The organism is Nonlabens sp. YIK11, assembly GCF_001413925.1.
In the GTDB taxonomy this organism is placed as follows: Bacteria; Bacteroidota; Bacteroidia; order Flavobacteriales; family Flavobacteriaceae; genus Nonlabens.
Map to the genome: position 1 here is coordinate 777532 of NZ_LBMJ01000001.1, position 15472 is coordinate 793003.

At 41.8% G+C, this 15472-nt stretch carries 13 protein-coding genes; 4 read left to right on the forward strand and 9 right to left on the reverse strand.

What is annotated here, in order from left to right:
- The 4 genes from AAU57_RS03590 to AAU57_RS03605 form a co-directional block, all read right to left on the reverse strand.
- Positions 1-1911, reverse strand: coding sequence for a CocE/NonD family hydrolase (locus AAU57_RS03590; RefSeq protein ID WP_055411628.1), 1911 nt, complete (start codon positions 1909-1911; stop codon positions 1-3).
- Positions 1912-1995: 84 nt separating this feature from the next.
- Positions 1996-4074: a M13 family metallopeptidase gene (locus AAU57_RS03595; protein ID WP_082438530.1), complete on the reverse strand. Its 2079-nt coding sequence runs from the start codon at positions 4072-4074 to the stop codon at positions 1996-1998.
- A 243-nt stretch (positions 4075-4317) separates the two neighbouring features.
- On the reverse strand, positions 4318-7665 hold the full coding sequence (locus tag AAU57_RS03600) for a T9SS type A sorting domain-containing protein (protein ID WP_055411629.1): 3348 nt from the start codon (positions 7663-7665) through the stop codon (positions 4318-4320).
- A 275-nt stretch (positions 7666-7940) separates the two neighbouring features.
- Positions 7941-8435 carry a nuclear transport factor 2 family protein gene (locus AAU57_RS03605; RefSeq protein ID WP_055411630.1) on the reverse strand — a complete coding sequence of 165 codons (495 nt, stop codon included), beginning with the start codon at positions 8433-8435 and terminating at the stop codon, positions 7941-7943.
- 44 nt (positions 8436-8479) lie between these two features.
- Here AAU57_RS03605 and AAU57_RS03610 point away from each other — a divergent pair, with 44 nt between their 5' ends.
- The 3 genes from AAU57_RS03610 to AAU57_RS03620 are packed head-to-tail and all read left to right on the forward strand — an operon-like array spanning position 8480 to position 10263.
- Positions 8480-9055 (forward strand): DNA-3-methyladenine glycosylase I, encoded by a 576-nt coding sequence (locus AAU57_RS03610; protein WP_055411631.1) that lies wholly within the window; start codon positions 8480-8482, stop codon positions 9053-9055.
- Positions 9042-9623, forward strand: coding sequence for a hypothetical protein (locus AAU57_RS03615; protein ID WP_156339988.1), 582 nt, complete (start codon positions 9042-9044; stop codon positions 9621-9623). The genes AAU57_RS03610 and AAU57_RS03615 overlap by 14 nt, the downstream gene beginning before the upstream one ends.
- Complete coding sequence (locus AAU57_RS03620; protein ID WP_055411633.1) at positions 9604-10263, forward strand: DUF2490 domain-containing protein; 660 nt, start codon at positions 9604-9606, stop codon at positions 10261-10263. Before AAU57_RS03615 ends, AAU57_RS03620 begins: the two co-directional genes overlap by 20 nt.
- Here the strand turns inward: AAU57_RS03620 and aat are convergent.
- From aat to AAU57_RS03635, 3 genes are all read right to left on the reverse strand, one after another.
- Positions 10258-10902 carry a leucyl/phenylalanyl-tRNA--protein transferase gene (gene aat, locus AAU57_RS03625; protein WP_055411634.1) on the reverse strand — a complete coding sequence of 215 codons (645 nt, stop codon included), beginning with the start codon at positions 10900-10902 and terminating at the stop codon, positions 10258-10260. The two genes, AAU57_RS03620 and aat, sit on opposite strands and share 6 nt — an antisense overlap.
- 158 nt (positions 10903-11060) lie before the next feature.
- Entirely contained in the window at positions 11061-11432 is a 372-nt protein-coding gene (locus AAU57_RS03630; RefSeq protein WP_055411635.1) for a DUF3127 domain-containing protein, read from the reverse strand.
- 2 nt (positions 11433-11434) lie between these two features.
- Positions 11435-12286, reverse strand: coding sequence for a flavin reductase family protein (locus AAU57_RS03635; RefSeq protein ID WP_055411636.1), 852 nt, complete (start codon positions 12284-12286; stop codon positions 11435-11437).
- Positions 12287-12460: 174 nt separating this feature from the next.
- On the opposite strand from AAU57_RS03635, the gene AAU57_RS03640 reads away from it, so the two are divergent.
- On the forward strand, positions 12461-13609 hold the full coding sequence (locus AAU57_RS03640) for a sensor histidine kinase (protein WP_055411637.1): 1149 nt from the start codon (positions 12461-12463) through the stop codon (positions 13607-13609).
- A 56-nt stretch (positions 13610-13665) separates the two neighbouring features.
- Here AAU57_RS03640 and AAU57_RS03645 read toward each other — a convergent pair whose 3' ends face one another.
- On the reverse strand, positions 13666-14100 hold the full coding sequence (locus AAU57_RS03645; protein WP_156339989.1) for a hypothetical protein: 435 nt from the start codon (positions 14098-14100) through the stop codon (positions 13666-13668).
- A 126-nt stretch (positions 14101-14226) separates the two neighbouring features.
- Positions 14227-15462 (reverse strand): ATP-dependent Clp protease ATP-binding subunit ClpX, encoded by a 1236-nt coding sequence (clpX, locus tag AAU57_RS03650; protein WP_055411639.1) that lies wholly within the window; start codon positions 15460-15462, stop codon positions 14227-14229.
- Positions 15463-15472 lie beyond the last annotated feature (10 nt).

Sequence of the window (15472 nt, forward strand, 5' to 3'; positions counted from 1 at the left end):
TTAATTTTTAGGACTGGAAGGGGTGATTTCAAAGTCCGGTCTCTTGCCTACACTTACCTCGCTAGAACCTAAAATCTGAACGGTTCCTGCTGTAAAGTCTTCCTCGGTCGCTTCAAAGATGTTGTCCACGTATTTCTGTGGATTTCTGTCAATGTAAGGAAACCAGGTGCTGTGAATCTGGATCATGATGCGGTGCCCTTTTTTGAAAGTGTGCAGTACATCCTGCAACGGAAAGTTCACTGAAGTTTTTTGACCCTTCACAAAAGCTTCTGGCTTTGAAAAGTCATTACGGAAACGTCCTCTAAAAGTCTCTGCACGCACCAGTTGCTGGTATCCCGCGAGAGTCACATGGTCTGGTGTCTTTTCTTCATTTTCCATGGTGTCTGGATAGACATCGATGACCTTGACGATAAAATCTGCATCTGTGATGTCCTTGAGAATCACGTCCAGATTGGCTTGTATCTCGCCGGCAAGTCTGGTATCATCTTCTAGGATGTCGGTCTGGAAAGTAAGCACATCAGGTCTTCTGGAGGCATGGCGCTGGTCGTCTGTCATGTAGGCGCGAGGCGTGAAAGTCACCGGCGTTACCTCACTACGAAAAGGTACTGGATGCGCAGGATCGCTTACATAATCAAAGCTAGTGGTCTCGTCTTCCTTTTCGTTCATCAACAACTTACCGTTTTTGCCGAAACCAAAAACGATCTGGTCTTGTTTAGGCGGCCATACGTTGAATTGTTCCCATTGCTTCAAGCCGGTATCAAACATATAAGCTTCTGGCAACTGCGGATTCTTGGCACCTTTTAAGTGGTGCTCAAAGAATGGTGTTTCAATATTACGCTGGTAAAAAGTCGAGATACTGTCACCAAAAACGATGTGATTAACCATTTGCGTGCCTGGTTCACGAGCCCAGTTACCGTGGCTCCATGGTCCCATCACGATGGTGTTATTTTTGTTTTTTGGATTGTTGCGTTCCACATTTTTATAGATGGTTAACGGTCCATACAAATCCTCTGCATCAAACCATCCACCTACGGTCATAACCGCATGGTCCACATTCTCCAGATGATTGACGATGGATCTTTTTTGCCAGAACTCGTCATAGTTGGGATGTTCTGTCACTTGCTTCCAGAATTCGTTGTCTGGATAAATATTCTCGGTCACGTTTTTTAAAGGGCCCAATGCAATGTTATAGGCATAAGAGTCCTTTGTGTTTCCTGCAGCTCGCATGGCTTCCCATTTATCGTTGTACCAGCTCTCTGTAGTTGGTCCTTCCGTTTGGTGCCCAAATACTGGATAGGCCATCAAATAGCTTTGTAAGGTGGCGCCCATGTGATGAAAGTCATCAAAAAAGAAATCACCAATAGGTGCTTGTGGTGATGAGGCTACTAGTGCTGGATGCGCATCTGGCAAGGCTGCTGCGGTGTAGAATCCTGGGTATGAAATACCCCATTGGCCTACCTTTTTATTGGTGTTCTTAAGGTTATTCACCAGCCAGTCAATCGTATCATAGGTGTCTGAACTTTCATCGATATCCTTAGTGTTCTTGACATCATTCCCTGGAATATTAGGTGTCATGTTGTTGAAGGTGCCTTCACTCATCCAGCGACCGCGCACGTCTTGATAGACAAAGATGTAGCCGTCTTCCATCATGTATTGGTTGGGACCCAATGATCTCTTGAATTCATTCTCACCATAGGGCGCCACACTATAGCAGGTGCGCTGCATCATAATGGGATATTTTTTTGACGTGTCCTTCGGCGCATAGATAACAGTGTACAGCTTCACACCATCACGCATGGGAATATATTGTACGGTTTTAGTGTAATTGTCTTGTACATAGGTGGATGAAGATTGCGCTTTCGCGAAAGCGAACCCAACAACCAACAGCACGGTAACGAAAATGTTTTTCATGAGAAATAGATATGGCTTAAAGATAGTCAATGCGACAAAAAAAGGCCTCCAACTAGGAGGCCTTTCTTGAGTGTTCAAATGGTGTTACCAGATTATCACGCGGTCTTCTGGTTTGACGTACATTCCGTCGCCTTCATTGATATCAAAAGCATCATAGAAAGCCTGGATATTTTGAAGCGGCACATAGCCACGATACATACCAGGTGAGTGTACATCGCCCTTGATGCGCTGCTGGAGTGCCTCATCACGCATCTTGGTACGCCATACGGTTGCCCAGCTTATGAAAAAGCGTTGCTCTTGAGTGAATCCATCAATATCTTCTTCTGGTCTGCCCTTATCGTCCAGCCACATTTGTAGGGCATCATAGGCCGCATTTACACCACCTAGATCACCTATATTCTCGCCTAAAGTGAATTTACCGTTGATGAAAACATCTGGCATTACTTCAATGGCGCTGTACTGGTCTGCAAGGTTGGTTCCCAATCCTTCAAACTTTGTGTTGTCCTCGTCTGTCCACCAGTTGGTCATGTTTCCAGATGCGTCAAATCGAGCGCCACTGTCATCAAAACCGTGAGAGATCTCGTGACCTATTACTGCGCCCATACCGCCAAAGTTGATCGCAGCATCTGCATTATAATCATAAAATGGTGGTTGTAGAATCGCTGCCGGGAAAACAATCTCGTTATAATATGGATTGTAGTAGGCATTCACCGTTTGTGGAGACATGAACCATTCTGTCTTATCCACAGACTCGCCTAAATCGTTAAGATTATCTTGACGGTTCCATTTGCTTACCGCCATCATGTTGTCAAAAAGTGTACCGCCGTTTTCTGGGCTTTTTATTTCCAGAGCGCTGTAATCCTTCCATTTGTCGGGATATCCTATTTTGATCGTCATGCCGTTAAGTTTGTCAATGGCTTTTTTCTTGGTATCTGCACTCATCCAATCTAGGGCATTGATGCGCACTTCATAAGCTTTTTTGACATAGTCGATCATCTCTAAAGCTTTGTCCTTTGCTTCTTTTGGGAATTTTTCAACTACATATAGTTTACCCAAAGCTTCACCAACAGTTCCATTGACCACATCTAGGGCACGTTCTTCCAAAGGTTCTTGTTCTACGGCACCGCGCATCGTTTTGCTGTAAAAATCCCAGTTGGCATCTTCCAAGGTGCTGGATAAGCTGCTGGCCGATTGATTGATGATGGTCCATTTAAGGTAATCCTTGATCACTGGCAGATTCTTTTGCGCGATCATAGGCTGTAGGGATTTCAAATAATCTGGTTGTGAAACGATGATGGTATCAAAATCCTTTACACCTATGGTTTCAAAATAACTTTCCCAGTCCATCGCAGGAACCAGTTTTTTCAAGTTTTCTTTAGGCATAGGATTGTAGGATAGCAAAGGGTTTCTACTAGAAACCTTGTCCATCATAGGCTTAGCTAATTTCCCTTCAAAGGCTACAATTTCTGCAGCGGTGGTTTTTGCAGCAAGACTATCCGTTCCCGTTAGGCTCAACATGCGAGCCACGTGCTGCTTGTATTTTTCAAGCTTTTGCTTGCTGTCTTCGTCCTGTTCCACATAGTATTCGCGTGCCATTCCCAGGCTACCTGTTCCTAATTGTGCAACGTTGATGTTAGTGTCCTTGGCATCTGGTGATGCATAGAAGGATATCAAACCGTTAATCCCGTAAGCGGAAAGATCACCTAGCAATTCTGGCAATTGGTTGATGTTAGTCACCGCATCGACCTGTTGTAAATAGGGAAGAAGTGGTTGGTAATCTGTGTTGTCTCGATTTTCTGTATCGACGATGGATTGAAACAGGTACACGGCTTTTGCCTGGTCAGACGCTGGGTCTAGATTCTCATCTTTCTCAGCTTTTCTAAGAATGGCAAGTACGTCTGCGTCTGTTTGCTTGCGCAGCTTGTTGAAGCCGCCCCAAACGGTTTGATCTGCTGGAATTTCGGTAGAATCGATCCAGGTACCGTTGACATATCTATAAAAGTCATCCTTAGGACTCACTAAGGTGTCCATGGCGGTAAAGTCTATGCCGGGATAGGTTTTGTTTTCAGCGATTTCGGTTTCCTTTTCATCTTTACAGGATGCGAAAACGGTGATTATGGCTATGATCATGAGTGATCTAACAGCGCTCCAATGGTGTTTCATTGTATTGAATTTTAGGGTGATAAATGTAATTTGTTTTCCGCCGTTGCAACAACATTATTATACGGATTTAACATTGTGGTTGTAATGGAGTGGTTGTAGTGGAATTCGCTTTCCTGTCTGCCGACAGGCAGGCGCGAAAGCGATACTTTCCAATCTATAGGTGCATCTTGACTAGGATTTGTTACAATAAAAAAGAGCTTTCCTCTATGGAAAGCTCTTCAATGTAGAGTAAATAAAGCGTTGTTAGCGTACGAGTAGTTTTTGAGTTGTCGAGTCGCCGTTAGATGATAGGGTCAAGAAATACATTCCTGGTGCGAAACCAGTAAGATCCAATGTTTCTTTTTTATTGTCAATCGTTGCAGATCGCAAGATTTGCTTGCCCGTGATGTCTGTTACCTGATAATTATATTCACTATCCATTTTCCAATTAAGGTTGAAAATACCGCTGGATGGATTAGGATAAACGGTGTACTGAAGCTCCTGCTTTGCATTTGTACTGGTATTTTTTCCTGTGATCTCAACATTATCAAGCACGACACCTTCTTGATTGATCGACTGGTCAGAATGAAATACAAATCTAAAAATGACACGTTCGTTACCTACAAGATCGTCTAGTGAGGTCTTATAAGTGGTCATCTGGCTGTTAGTGCCTGTCCATTGTCCACCTTGACAGCTAAAGCAGTTATTGCCTTCATTTGATTTGTTGGAGCTGTACCAGTCTTCATCATCTGCATTACCTAGTAGATTCCAGTTATTCCCATTATCTGTCGAGTATTGAACATAGAATATATCCCAATCCTGCTCTAGGTCATAGGCCATATCAAACTTGAACTGGGCCGTATCCACATCAGCTAGGTTGTAGCATCCAGTGTATAGGTAGGCAACGGTCAGGTCTGTATAATTACCATCTAGATTTGTGGCATAAACTTGTTGACCATCTGCAGCCTTATTCAACAATCTGCCTTTAGGTGTACCGCGCTCCCAAAGGATGTTTGTGCTTTTTTCATTTAAAGTCACCAGAGTTTCTTGTTCAAAACCGTAGTTCTGGTTAAGATTTGCAGAATTGTTTTGAACGATGGTCAATGTTTTAAAATTGTTGCTCAAAAACTCATCGTTGTCTGCAGACACTTGTAATCTAAGTGTGTACGATCCTGGTTCAAGATTCAAATCATCAATATAGACGATTACTTCTTCTTGAGGGTCGATTTCTAGCTCGTAATCTCTGGACAGGTCTGCACCACCATTGATGGAATAAGTAAGAGTTACTTTGTTGATAGGGTTCATACCTGTATTCTCAAGCAGGACATCTACGATGTTACTGCCACAATCGATGGAACCACCATTATTGTTAGAGGCAGATTTCATGCGAATGTCATCCATAGGTTGTACAAACTCTACTTTAGTTTGCCATACACCACGACCATAGGTTCCAGCGGTCATGATCATATCATTAGGATTGATCTCGATGTCACGAACATTTACGTTAGGAAGATTATTGGAAAACTTAACCCAATTTCCAGACGCTTCCAGATATTTGAAAATACCTACCGTTGTTCCAACAAATAAGGCATTGTCTGCACTGTTTGCTAGGTGAGCCAAAGTGTTTTTACCTAAGTGTGGTAAATTAGAAGTAATGTCTTCAAAATTAGCACCCATATCATTGCTCATCATTATTTTACCATAAGCTGATCCGGTAGCTACATAAAGGATATTATCGTTATTGTTGTTTACTTCAATCGCTGTGATTTCTCCAGGAAGTTCTTTGATCCAGGTAAATTCCTTACCACCATCTGTACTTCTAAACAATTGCGCATCCACCGCCACATACATGATATCTTCATTGATAGGATCGATTTCCAAAACATCGATATTACCCGTAAAGCTTGAGGATACGGCTACAAATCTATCGCCGTCTACTTTGTATAATTTGTTATAACCGGCATAGATATCACCTGTGCTGGTAGTTTTAAGAGGAGTGATCCAGTTCCCTTGTGTAGGTCCTTCTATTTTCTTCTTAAATGATCCAGCGTCGTCTGTAATGTAAAGACCAGAACCAAACTGTGTAAAACTGTAACGTACATCAGAGTTGTTAGGATCTATACCTGCATCCATTCCATCAGCTCCATGAAAATTTTTCCAAGTGTTGCCGCTGCGAGTAAACCCACCATTGTCTTGTAAACCACCAGTGATGTTGCTACTGGATTTAGACCCTACCGCGATACGGTAAAATTGGCCTATTTGAAGACCGCTAGTTAGATCTGTAAATGAAGTGGCCTCGTTACTACTTCTATAAACACCACCATCAGAAAGAACAAACAGCTCACCATTAAATTCTCTTATTTGGTGAATGTCTGCATGTGTATAGGTAGGTGATTCTGGATTGTTCCAAGTGTTGATGCGATCAAAATTACTACCACCATCAACAGACTTCCACACGTTGAGTGCTCCAGTATAAATTACATTGGCATCAGATTGCGATACTTCCAAAGCTAGGTTGTACCAAGCTTGTTTATTCTCAAGAATATCAACACCATCATCCTTTCTAGCAAAAGAATCACCACCATCAGTAGACTGGTAAACGCCCATGAAGCTATTTTCAACACCTGCTGCCAAAATATAGACTACTGATGCATCTGCTTTTGTAACACCTATAACCATTCGTGTAATGCCAGTAGGTAAACCTAAATTGATTTGGGTAAAAGTCTCACCAGCATCAACCGACTTATAGAAGGAGTTGGGCGTTGCTAGGTAGATAATGTTGGGGTTACTCGTATTTATCTTGATATCCTTTACGTTACCGCTAAAAATTTTCTTCACGGTAGTCCCTGCATTCATGGATTTGAACAATCCCTTGTTGGATGCAATGTAGAGGTTGTCATTGTTAGATGGATCAATATAAATCTCGCTTATATTGGCACCAGGATCATTAAAAGTAAGTCCAGTTGTTGTAAAGCTGTCGCCACCATTAGTAGACTTAAGCATTCCTATGCTTGAGGAATCACCAGCGTCATCATCACCAGTTCCTATATAAACAACATTAGAGTTATTAGCGTCAATTGCGATAGCGCTAACTCCTATTTGGGAAAGAAAATCAGTCAGTGGAGTCCAGTGTTGTCCTGCGGTGGTAGATTTCCACAAGCCACCAGAAGGCGCGCCCACATAATACACGTCACTGTTATTAGGATCTACCGCTATAGTATTTATTCTTCCTTGACCAGGTGACCAGGAAGAAGTGTTTTCATAAGTAAAAGGTCCAACCGGATTCCAGCTGGATTTATCTACGTAACCATCTTTTGGTTGCATGAACCCTAGAAGTTGCTCAGCTACTTCTTGACCTGATTGTACAGTACCATCAGGTTTTACATAAGGTTTGGCTCTTTCAAGCCATCTTAGGAATGGCTTGTAACCACTTCCTTTGGCGTTTTTGTTATGAGAAGACCAGTATTGTTCTCCAGCAGTCTTGACTTGATCATACTTGATATCGCCAGTACTTTTTTGTACCGCGATGTCTTTCATCCATGGAGCATCGGTTCCCAATTGGGCAGAAACCGTAAAGGATGCTAAAAGGATAATTAAAGTAATGATTCTCATAAATCTGTGCTCAATGTTCAAGCAATATACTCCTGTAAGAGGCGTACGGTTTTCACTATTCTTTAGCTGGTAGCGTTATGAGTTCAATGGCAACAATACTCGATTAACGGCGCTTATAGAGGTCCGTTAAACGATAAAATTTGTTGTTAAAATGTGTTAATAAAAAACGGGATGCGTTTTGAAACTCTTGTATAATAGGACTTTGGAGTGGTTTCAGGTGACTAGAGAAAAGGTTTCCTTCATCGGCGATTGACACACGAGCCTTAATTTGTGCCTTATCGGGATTTCAATTCTTTGATGTAGGAAGCATCCCAGTTTCTTTTCATTTCAGTCAGGCTAGCTACATTGTCATTGGGTACCGCGATGGACAAAACATAATGAGCGATGACAGGCTTGCCATTTTGTTCTTTAATCACGCCACTACCACGACATATTCCCATTTGTGTGTCCAGCAGCTCATCAAAATAAGTGACACCATTAACGCTGTAAACATTACGTTCCAGCGAGGTAAAAGACCAGGCTTTTCCTTTATCAAAAAAGGGCTTAGCAAATGCTTTAAATTCTTCTAGCTGCCAGTTTTCTGTTGCATCAGTTCCTATAAAAACAGCATCGTTTGACATAAGGTCAAAATAGGTTTCAAATTGCGCATTAGCAGCAGCTTTGTGCCATTGATCTATGACCTGGTTCACTTGAGGTTCAGGTATGGTTTGATAGCTTGAACAGCCAGTGATGAAAAGTGCGAGGAATGCTACAAACAGAAAAGATCTCATATCGATAAATTGAAGTTCAATATAATTAAAGGTATTTTCATACCATGAAAATCGACAATAAAAAACATCGTTGTGGCTGGTGCGGGCAGGATCCTTTGTATCAACAATACCACGATCAAGAATGGGGCGTTCCCGTTTATGATGACCAGCGGCTGTTTGAATTTCTTATTCTAGAGACCATGCAGGCAGGATTGAGCTGGATCACCATTCTCAAAAAGAGAGAAAATTATAGGGAAGCGTTGGATCATTTTGACGCTGTAAAAATTGCCGAATACGATGATGAGAAGCATCAAGAACTACTCTCAAATCCTGGTATTATAAGAAACAAGCTCAAGATAAAATCCATCACCACAAATGCGCAGATATTCTTGGATCTGCAGCAAAGACACGGCAGTTTCTCAAAATTTATCTGGTCCTATGTCGATCACAAGCCCATTACCAATCACTGGAAAACCTACAAGGACATCCCGCCAAACACACCACTTTCAGACCAACTTTCAAAAGATCTTAAAAAAATGGGTTTTAAGTTTGTAGGCAGCACCATTGTCTATGCCTTCATGCAGGCGACAGGAATGGTTAATGATCACGAGATCAATTGTTACCGTTATGATGAAGTATAGTTGGTGGTTTTTTATGGTTATCGCTTTCGCGAAAGCGAACTCATTACAAGCGCAATCTTCTCAAGTAAAAATCGAAAAGGAAGAACGCATTGATCAAACTAACGTTCCAGCACCCATCATTGCAACCATTGCAGATCTAGCCAAAGACCGCAACGTCAAATACTACAAAGAGACAGATGGCGACCGAGTAAGCTTTGAAGGCAAATTCAAAAAAGATGGTAATCGTTATAGTGCAGAATTCAATGTCACAGGAATACTGGAAGATGTAGAAGTTGAGGTGGAAAAAAAATCGTTGGATGAAAACTTACGCACCGCCATTGCATCTAGGCTTGATAGTATTGCAAGTCGCTGGCGCATCGAGAAGATACAAGAGCAATATTTGCCAAAGTCTAGCATATCGCAGTTAAATCAAAATATCGATGAACGCACCTTTGACAATCTCGAGCTTATCGTAGCTTTTAAAACAGATGGAAAAATATACAGAAAGGAATTATTGTTTAACTCAAAAGGATCTTTGAAACTATCTAGAGATGTAAAAAGAATAGCCTATGACTTCCTTCTTTTTTAGAATTCTAATGCTTTTAATGCCTGTACTGGCCATGAGTCAGGTGGCAGATCGATTGGTTTTTCAGCCAGCGATCAAAGTCTCGTGGAACCCAGCTTCTAGATGGAGCTTTAACACAGCGGTGGAACAAAGAACGCAGATTAATGATGATGCGCAGGCGATTAGTATGCAGCTTACTCAATTTGGACAGTATGAAGTAGGTTTTTATTCCCAGATAGGAATAGGCGTGATGTATAGGGAATTATTTGATGACAACCTGCCTGAGGAAGTACGGTTTATGGAACAGTATGTCTACACTAAAAAATACAATCAATTACAACTAGCTCATCGACTGCGCTGGGACCAGCGTTTGCGAGGTGATCGCTTAACACATCGCTGGCGTTATCGTCTTTCAGGATCCATACCTCTCAACGGTAACGATTTGAATCCGTCAGAATATTATGTGGTTTCCCATCTAGAAACCTTATTCATTGCGGAAGATGGTTTACGTCCCATCTATGAACAGCGCGTCGGTTTAGGAATAGGTAGGCAGATAGGATCCAACTACAAGTTGCAATTCAACACACAATATCGATGGCTGGATATCACAGCTGCGACGACAACGTCCCTATTTTTGAATGTGGCTCTTTACGCCAGCCTATAGATAGGATAGAAAAACCTGTCTATCGATCTCTATGGCGCCCAAGCTGGCGAGGTGATCATTGTACAGTTGTGCGTCGATCAGATTATAATCGTCTTTGGTCAACTTCTCTACCAGATACCAAAGCGCCATTTTACTAGCGTCGGTTTTATGGGAGAACATGCTCTCGCCACAAAATATTCCTTGAGTTTTAAGGTCTATACCATATAAACCACCTACCAACAGGTCATTATCAAAAACCTCGATGCTCTTTGCCACTCCTAATTGATGTAGTGCCGTGTATGCGGTAATCATCTCTTTATTGATCCAGGTACCTTCATGTAAACCTCTTTTGGCATTCATGCAGGCGCGCATCACGTCTTCAAAACAGGTGTTTTCCTTGATGTGATATCCTTTGTTTCTGCGGCTTTGTCTCAGAGATTTTGAAACCTTCATGGGCTTTTGAGACTTGAGGTCAAAAACCATTCTGGGATCTGGAGACCACCAGCAGATAGGATCACCGTCGCTGTACCAGGGAAAAATTCCAGACCGGTAGGCGAGCAGCAAGCGCTCCACACTCAAATCACCACCTATGGCCAGTAGGCCATGAGCATCTGCCGTGTTGGGATGCGGGAATTCAAGATCAGGACCTAAAATTTTCATGGTTACTTAAATGTCTAAAAGAGTGTGGTTAATAAAAAAGCTGCCTCTCAATGTTTGCTCTAGCGTGCTGCGATCGCCATCAAAAACTGATGAGCAACTTGTGACACAACATAGGCAACCTCACCGTGAAGCAGCTTTTATTTCAATAAATTATTTTCCTAGAAAGGAAGATCGTCGTGATCTTCATCGCTAGAATTCTTGATGGGCTCATACTCATCAAATGGTGGTACTTCACCAGCGCCTGGCGCAGCTGCACCTACTTTTTCAATACGCCATCCTGTGATGGAGTTGAAATATTTGATCTCGCCTTGAGGGCTTTGCCATTCACGACCGCGCAAATTGATACCAACCTTAACTGGGTCGCCTACATTGAAGGCGTCCAACAGACTCGTCTTGTCCTGTACGAACTCAATCATAAGGGGTTGTGGGTATTGCTCTTCAGTCGTTACGACCATCTCGCGTTTCTGGAAACCATTCGATCCATAAGTTTTGGTTTCTCCTATTAGTTTGATTTTTCCTTGAACTTCCATAATTATGATAATAAAATTTTCCAAGCATCGGCGATCTGGTTTTTAGCGATCAGTTCCTTTGCTTTCTTATGTTTTTCTTTTGTGTCGAGGTGTGAAAGGTTTTCCGCTTTCGCGAAAGCGAGAACCTCATCATCCTCAGGTATTTCGCTCAAATTTCCTAGTCTGCCCAGGTCATTGCCGGTAAGTACCTCGCTGTTTCTAGCGTGATCTGGCAAGGCATCAACGCCTACGCCATGGTTTCTGGTAGGTTTTTCTACTTCAAACATGGCATCTTTAGAACGGCAGTACCAGTTGCCGCCCATGCGCGCGACTGTATCAATCTTGAATGGGTCGATGCTATCGTTCTCGTCCAATATTTGGTCGTCAATGTGAATCATCACGACTTCACAAATAACGAGGCTGCCAGCGCCACCATTGTCTCCCAATTCTTTAATGTTAATGACTTTACACTCAAATTGAACGGGACTTTCTGCAACTCTAGGTGGTTTGACCAGTTCGCTTTTTACAGCAGTAAGGCCAGACTTTACAAATTCATCAACGCCAGTAGCATACTCTGTACTGGCCAGCGACATTTGCTGTACCATATTGTAATTTACCACACTAATCACTACCTCGGCATTTTGCTGCACGTTGATAAGCGTATCCTTTATTGTTCCATCACGACCGCGGCGCACTGGTGAAAATACGAGTATAGGCGGTTTTGCGCTAAACACGTTAAAGAATGAAAATGGTGATAGATTTACCTTGCCATCATTATCTACCGTGCTCGCAAACGCAATAGGTCGTGGCTGTACGGCACCTACAAGGTGGCCATACAACTGCGGATTCTCGATATCTTCTGGTCTAATTTTCATGCGGTTGCTGCAAGATTTCAAAGGTACAGATTCTGTAAGCTGTTTGCAATATCAACTGCGATAGTTGCATGTACTTTTGAAGAGATTATCACGTTATTGGAATAGTTGTATTTTTAGTAGGGCATAGGTAGGCACAGCAGCTTGACGCAGCCCATAAATAGGATAGTTCACTTCATGAATTTTACTTCAAACAGGAATATACTGCGATGGATCATCATTGCTTTTGCCATATTTATTACTTCAATCATTTTATGGAATACCTATCTATTCTTTCAAAAGCTGAAGGAATCTGAGCGTAAGAATATGCAGGAATATGCGATCATGCTCAAGGACTTGAGCAACGAGTCGCTGGATGCAGACATAGGTGAGTTAGGGTTGACTGTGGCTGGGAACACTACTGGTGCACCCATCATAAGCGAAGATTACAAAGGAGAACTTAACGCACGTAATCTTCCTGAAGAAGTGATGAAAGACACCGCTAAACTGCGGGAACTCATCATTGAGTATAAAAGTCAAAACCAGCCCATCGTGACAACGTTTCAAGGTAAAGTCTTGAACACGATTTACTATGGTGATAGTGTGATTATCAATAAGCTGAAGTATTACCCGCTAGCGTTGTTGTTGATCATATTTCTTTTTGGCGCCGTGGTTTTGTTTTTTTACAGATCCACCAAGGCATCAGAACAGAACAAGCTTTGGGCTGGAATGGCCAAAGAAAGTGCTCACCAGATAGGAACACCACTATCATCCTTAGTAGGTTGGACTGCTATTTTAAGAGAGTCAGATGTAGATCCGAGTTATGTGGATGAGATGGACAAGGACATCAATCGTTTGCAGATGATCACTGAGCGATTCTCAAAAATTGGATCCATACCAACCCTAAAAAAGCTAGACATTGTCCAGCAAACTAAAAGTGCAGCCGATTACATTGAATCCAGATCTTCCAATTTGATCAAATTCACTATTGAAGTGCCTGATAAAAGCATTGAGGTCATGGTGAATGAACAACTTTTTGCCTGGGTCATTGAAAACCTGATCAAAAATGGAATTGATGCCATGCGCGGTAAAGGAAATATTACAGTGCGTTTGAAAGACGACGCCAGTAGAGTATACATCACAGTGAGCGATACTGGCAAAGGGATCCCTAAACGTTTGTGGAAGCGCATTTTCAATCCTGGATTCACTACTAAAAAGCGCGGTTGGGGCTTGGGTCTATCTCTAGCGCAACGCATCATTAGTGATTACCATAAAGGAAAGCTGCGGGTTAAGGAAAGCAAACCAGATCAAGGGACGACTTTTGAAATTGTGCTGGATAAGGCATAGGTGTTTTCCTAGAGCTTAGACAATCCAAATTGATAGTCTACACCTTTTAAATGAATTCAATTGGTAATTGTAAATTCAAAAGTTGATAAACCGTAACCTGAATCGTTTAAATCTTGGGTTTTGAGTGTCCAATCTTGGTTTTGAATTGGTGATAAAATCAGAATTGGATTGTCTAAATCGTCAGCTTCAAAAAATTTTATTTCGTTGAAAGAATCAGTAGGCATTGGATTTACACCAATCATAAAATCTTGAAAGATTTCTTTAGATGTATTGATCTCTACGATGTCTGTGGTGTCGATTTCCAGCCCTAAGCTTTCAGATTTTTGGAAAATGGCTATGATTCTTTTATTGGTTTGATTATTTAAAAAATACTCTGATGATCCACCAGAATCAATGATGATAATATCGTCATCTGTATCGGAACATGAAAATAAAAGGAACATTGCAAAAAGTAATATCGTCAGAATCTTTGTTGACATAGATAATTTCATAGATAAATCTTTAACCCTATTATTAACCAGATGCAATAATTTGATAAAGGTTGCGTGAAAATTATTAAAAATAAAAAACCGTTAAGAATGGAGTTCTTAACGGTTGAACCTTTGCCTATAAATAGCTTAAGAAACAGCTTTCAATTTTTGAATGCCGCTCTTATCTAGTTTTGATTCTGCGTAATGTTTTGTGACTTTAAATTCCTTCTCATCACTACCTGGCATGTCAAACATGGCATCTGTCAGGATCGCTTCACATAAGGATCGCAGTCCGCGAGCGCCTAGTTTGTATTCAATAGCCTTATCAACGATGTAATCCAAGGCACCATCAGTTACCGTGAATTTAATACCGTCCATTTCAAACAACTTTTCATATTGTTTGATAATGGCGTTTTTAGGCTCTGTTAGAATAGCTCTCAACGTCCCAGCATCTAGCGGATTCATATGGGTAAGAACTGGAAGACGCCCAATGATTTCTGGAATCATTCCGAAATCTTTGATATCCTTAGGGATAATATATTGTAAAATGTTTTCTTGATCTGCCACAAGGTCGTTTGACTTAATGGCAGCATAACCCACAGCCTGCATATTCAATCGCTTGCGTATGACTTTTTCAATACCATCAAAGGCACCACCTGCGATAAACAGAATGTTTTCTGTATTGACTTCAATGAACTTTTGATCTGGATGCTTGCGACCACCTTTAGGCGGTACATTCACAACGGTTCCTTCCAACAGTTTCAATAATCCTTGCTGTACGCCTTCTCCAGAAACATCGCGAGTAATCGATGGATTATCACTCTTGCGGGCGATCTTGTCAATCTCGTCGATAAATACGATTCCTGTTTGTGCTTTTTCAAGGTTATAATCTGCAGCCTGCAATAGCCTGGTAAGGATGCTTTCCACATCTTCACCTACATAACCAGCCTCAGTAAGCACTGTGGCATCCACAATGGCAAGAGGCACGTTAAGCATTTTGGCTACGGTCTTTGCGATAAGAGTCTTACCGGTTCCTGTTTGTCCCACCATCATGATGTTGGACTTTTGGATCTCGATATCATCGTCAGTTGATGGTTGTAGCAGTCTTTTGTAGTGGTTGTACACCGCTACAGACATCACTTTTTTAGTGAATTCCTGACCAATGATATACTGGTCCAGAAAATCCTTGATTGCCTTAGGTTTTTTAAGGGTCAAGTCTGCCTTTGACACGCCACTTTCCTCATCCTTGCTATCTTCTATAACAATGCCGTGTGCCTGCTCAATACATCGATCACAAATGTGCGCATCTAAACCGGCAATGAGCAGATTGGTTTCTGCTTTATTGCGGCCACAAAAGCTACATTCTAGTTGTTCCTTACTCATAAATGTTGCG

What these genes read in the sequence shown, in the direction of transcription:
- AAU57_RS03590 (WP_055411628.1), bottom strand. Translation starts at nt 1,911, where the DNA reads ATGAAAAACATTTTCGTTACCGTGCTGTTGGTTGTTGGGTTCGCTTTC.
- AAU57_RS03595 (WP_082438530.1), bottom strand. Translation starts at nt 4,074, where the DNA reads ATGAAACACCATTGGAGCGCTGTTAGATCACTCATGATCATAGCCATA.
- AAU57_RS03600 (WP_055411629.1), bottom strand. Translation starts at nt 7,665, where the DNA reads ATGAGAATCATTACTTTAATTATCCTTTTAGCATCCTTTACGGTTTCT.
- AAU57_RS03605 (WP_055411630.1), bottom strand. Translation starts at nt 8,435, where the DNA reads ATGAGATCTTTTCTGTTTGTAGCATTCCTCGCACTTTTCATCACTGGC.
- AAU57_RS03610 (WP_055411631.1), top strand. Translation starts at nt 8,480, where the DNA reads ATGAAAATCGACAATAAAAAACATCGTTGTGGCTGGTGCGGGCAGGAT.
- AAU57_RS03615 (WP_156339988.1), top strand. Translation starts at nt 9,042, where the DNA reads ATGATGAAGTATAGTTGGTGGTTTTTTATGGTTATCGCTTTCGCGAAA.
- AAU57_RS03620 (WP_055411633.1), top strand. Translation starts at nt 9,604, where the DNA reads ATGACTTCCTTCTTTTTTAGAATTCTAATGCTTTTAATGCCTGTACTG.
- aat (WP_055411634.1), bottom strand. Translation starts at nt 10,902, where the DNA reads ATGAAAATTTTAGGTCCTGATCTTGAATTCCCGCATCCCAACACGGCA.
- AAU57_RS03630 (WP_055411635.1), bottom strand. Translation starts at nt 11,432, where the DNA reads ATGGAAGTTCAAGGAAAAATCAAACTAATAGGAGAAACCAAAACTTAT.
- AAU57_RS03635 (WP_055411636.1), bottom strand. Translation starts at nt 12,286, where the DNA reads ATGAAAATTAGACCAGAAGATATCGAGAATCCGCAGTTGTATGGCCAC.
- AAU57_RS03640 (WP_055411637.1), top strand. Translation starts at nt 12,461, where the DNA reads ATGAATTTTACTTCAAACAGGAATATACTGCGATGGATCATCATTGCT.
- AAU57_RS03645 (WP_156339989.1), bottom strand. Translation starts at nt 14,100, where the DNA reads ATGAAATTATCTATGTCAACAAAGATTCTGACGATATTACTTTTTGCA.
- clpX (WP_055411639.1), bottom strand. Translation starts at nt 15,462, where the DNA reads ATGAGTAAGGAACAACTAGAATGTAGCTTTTGTGGCCGCAATAAAGCA.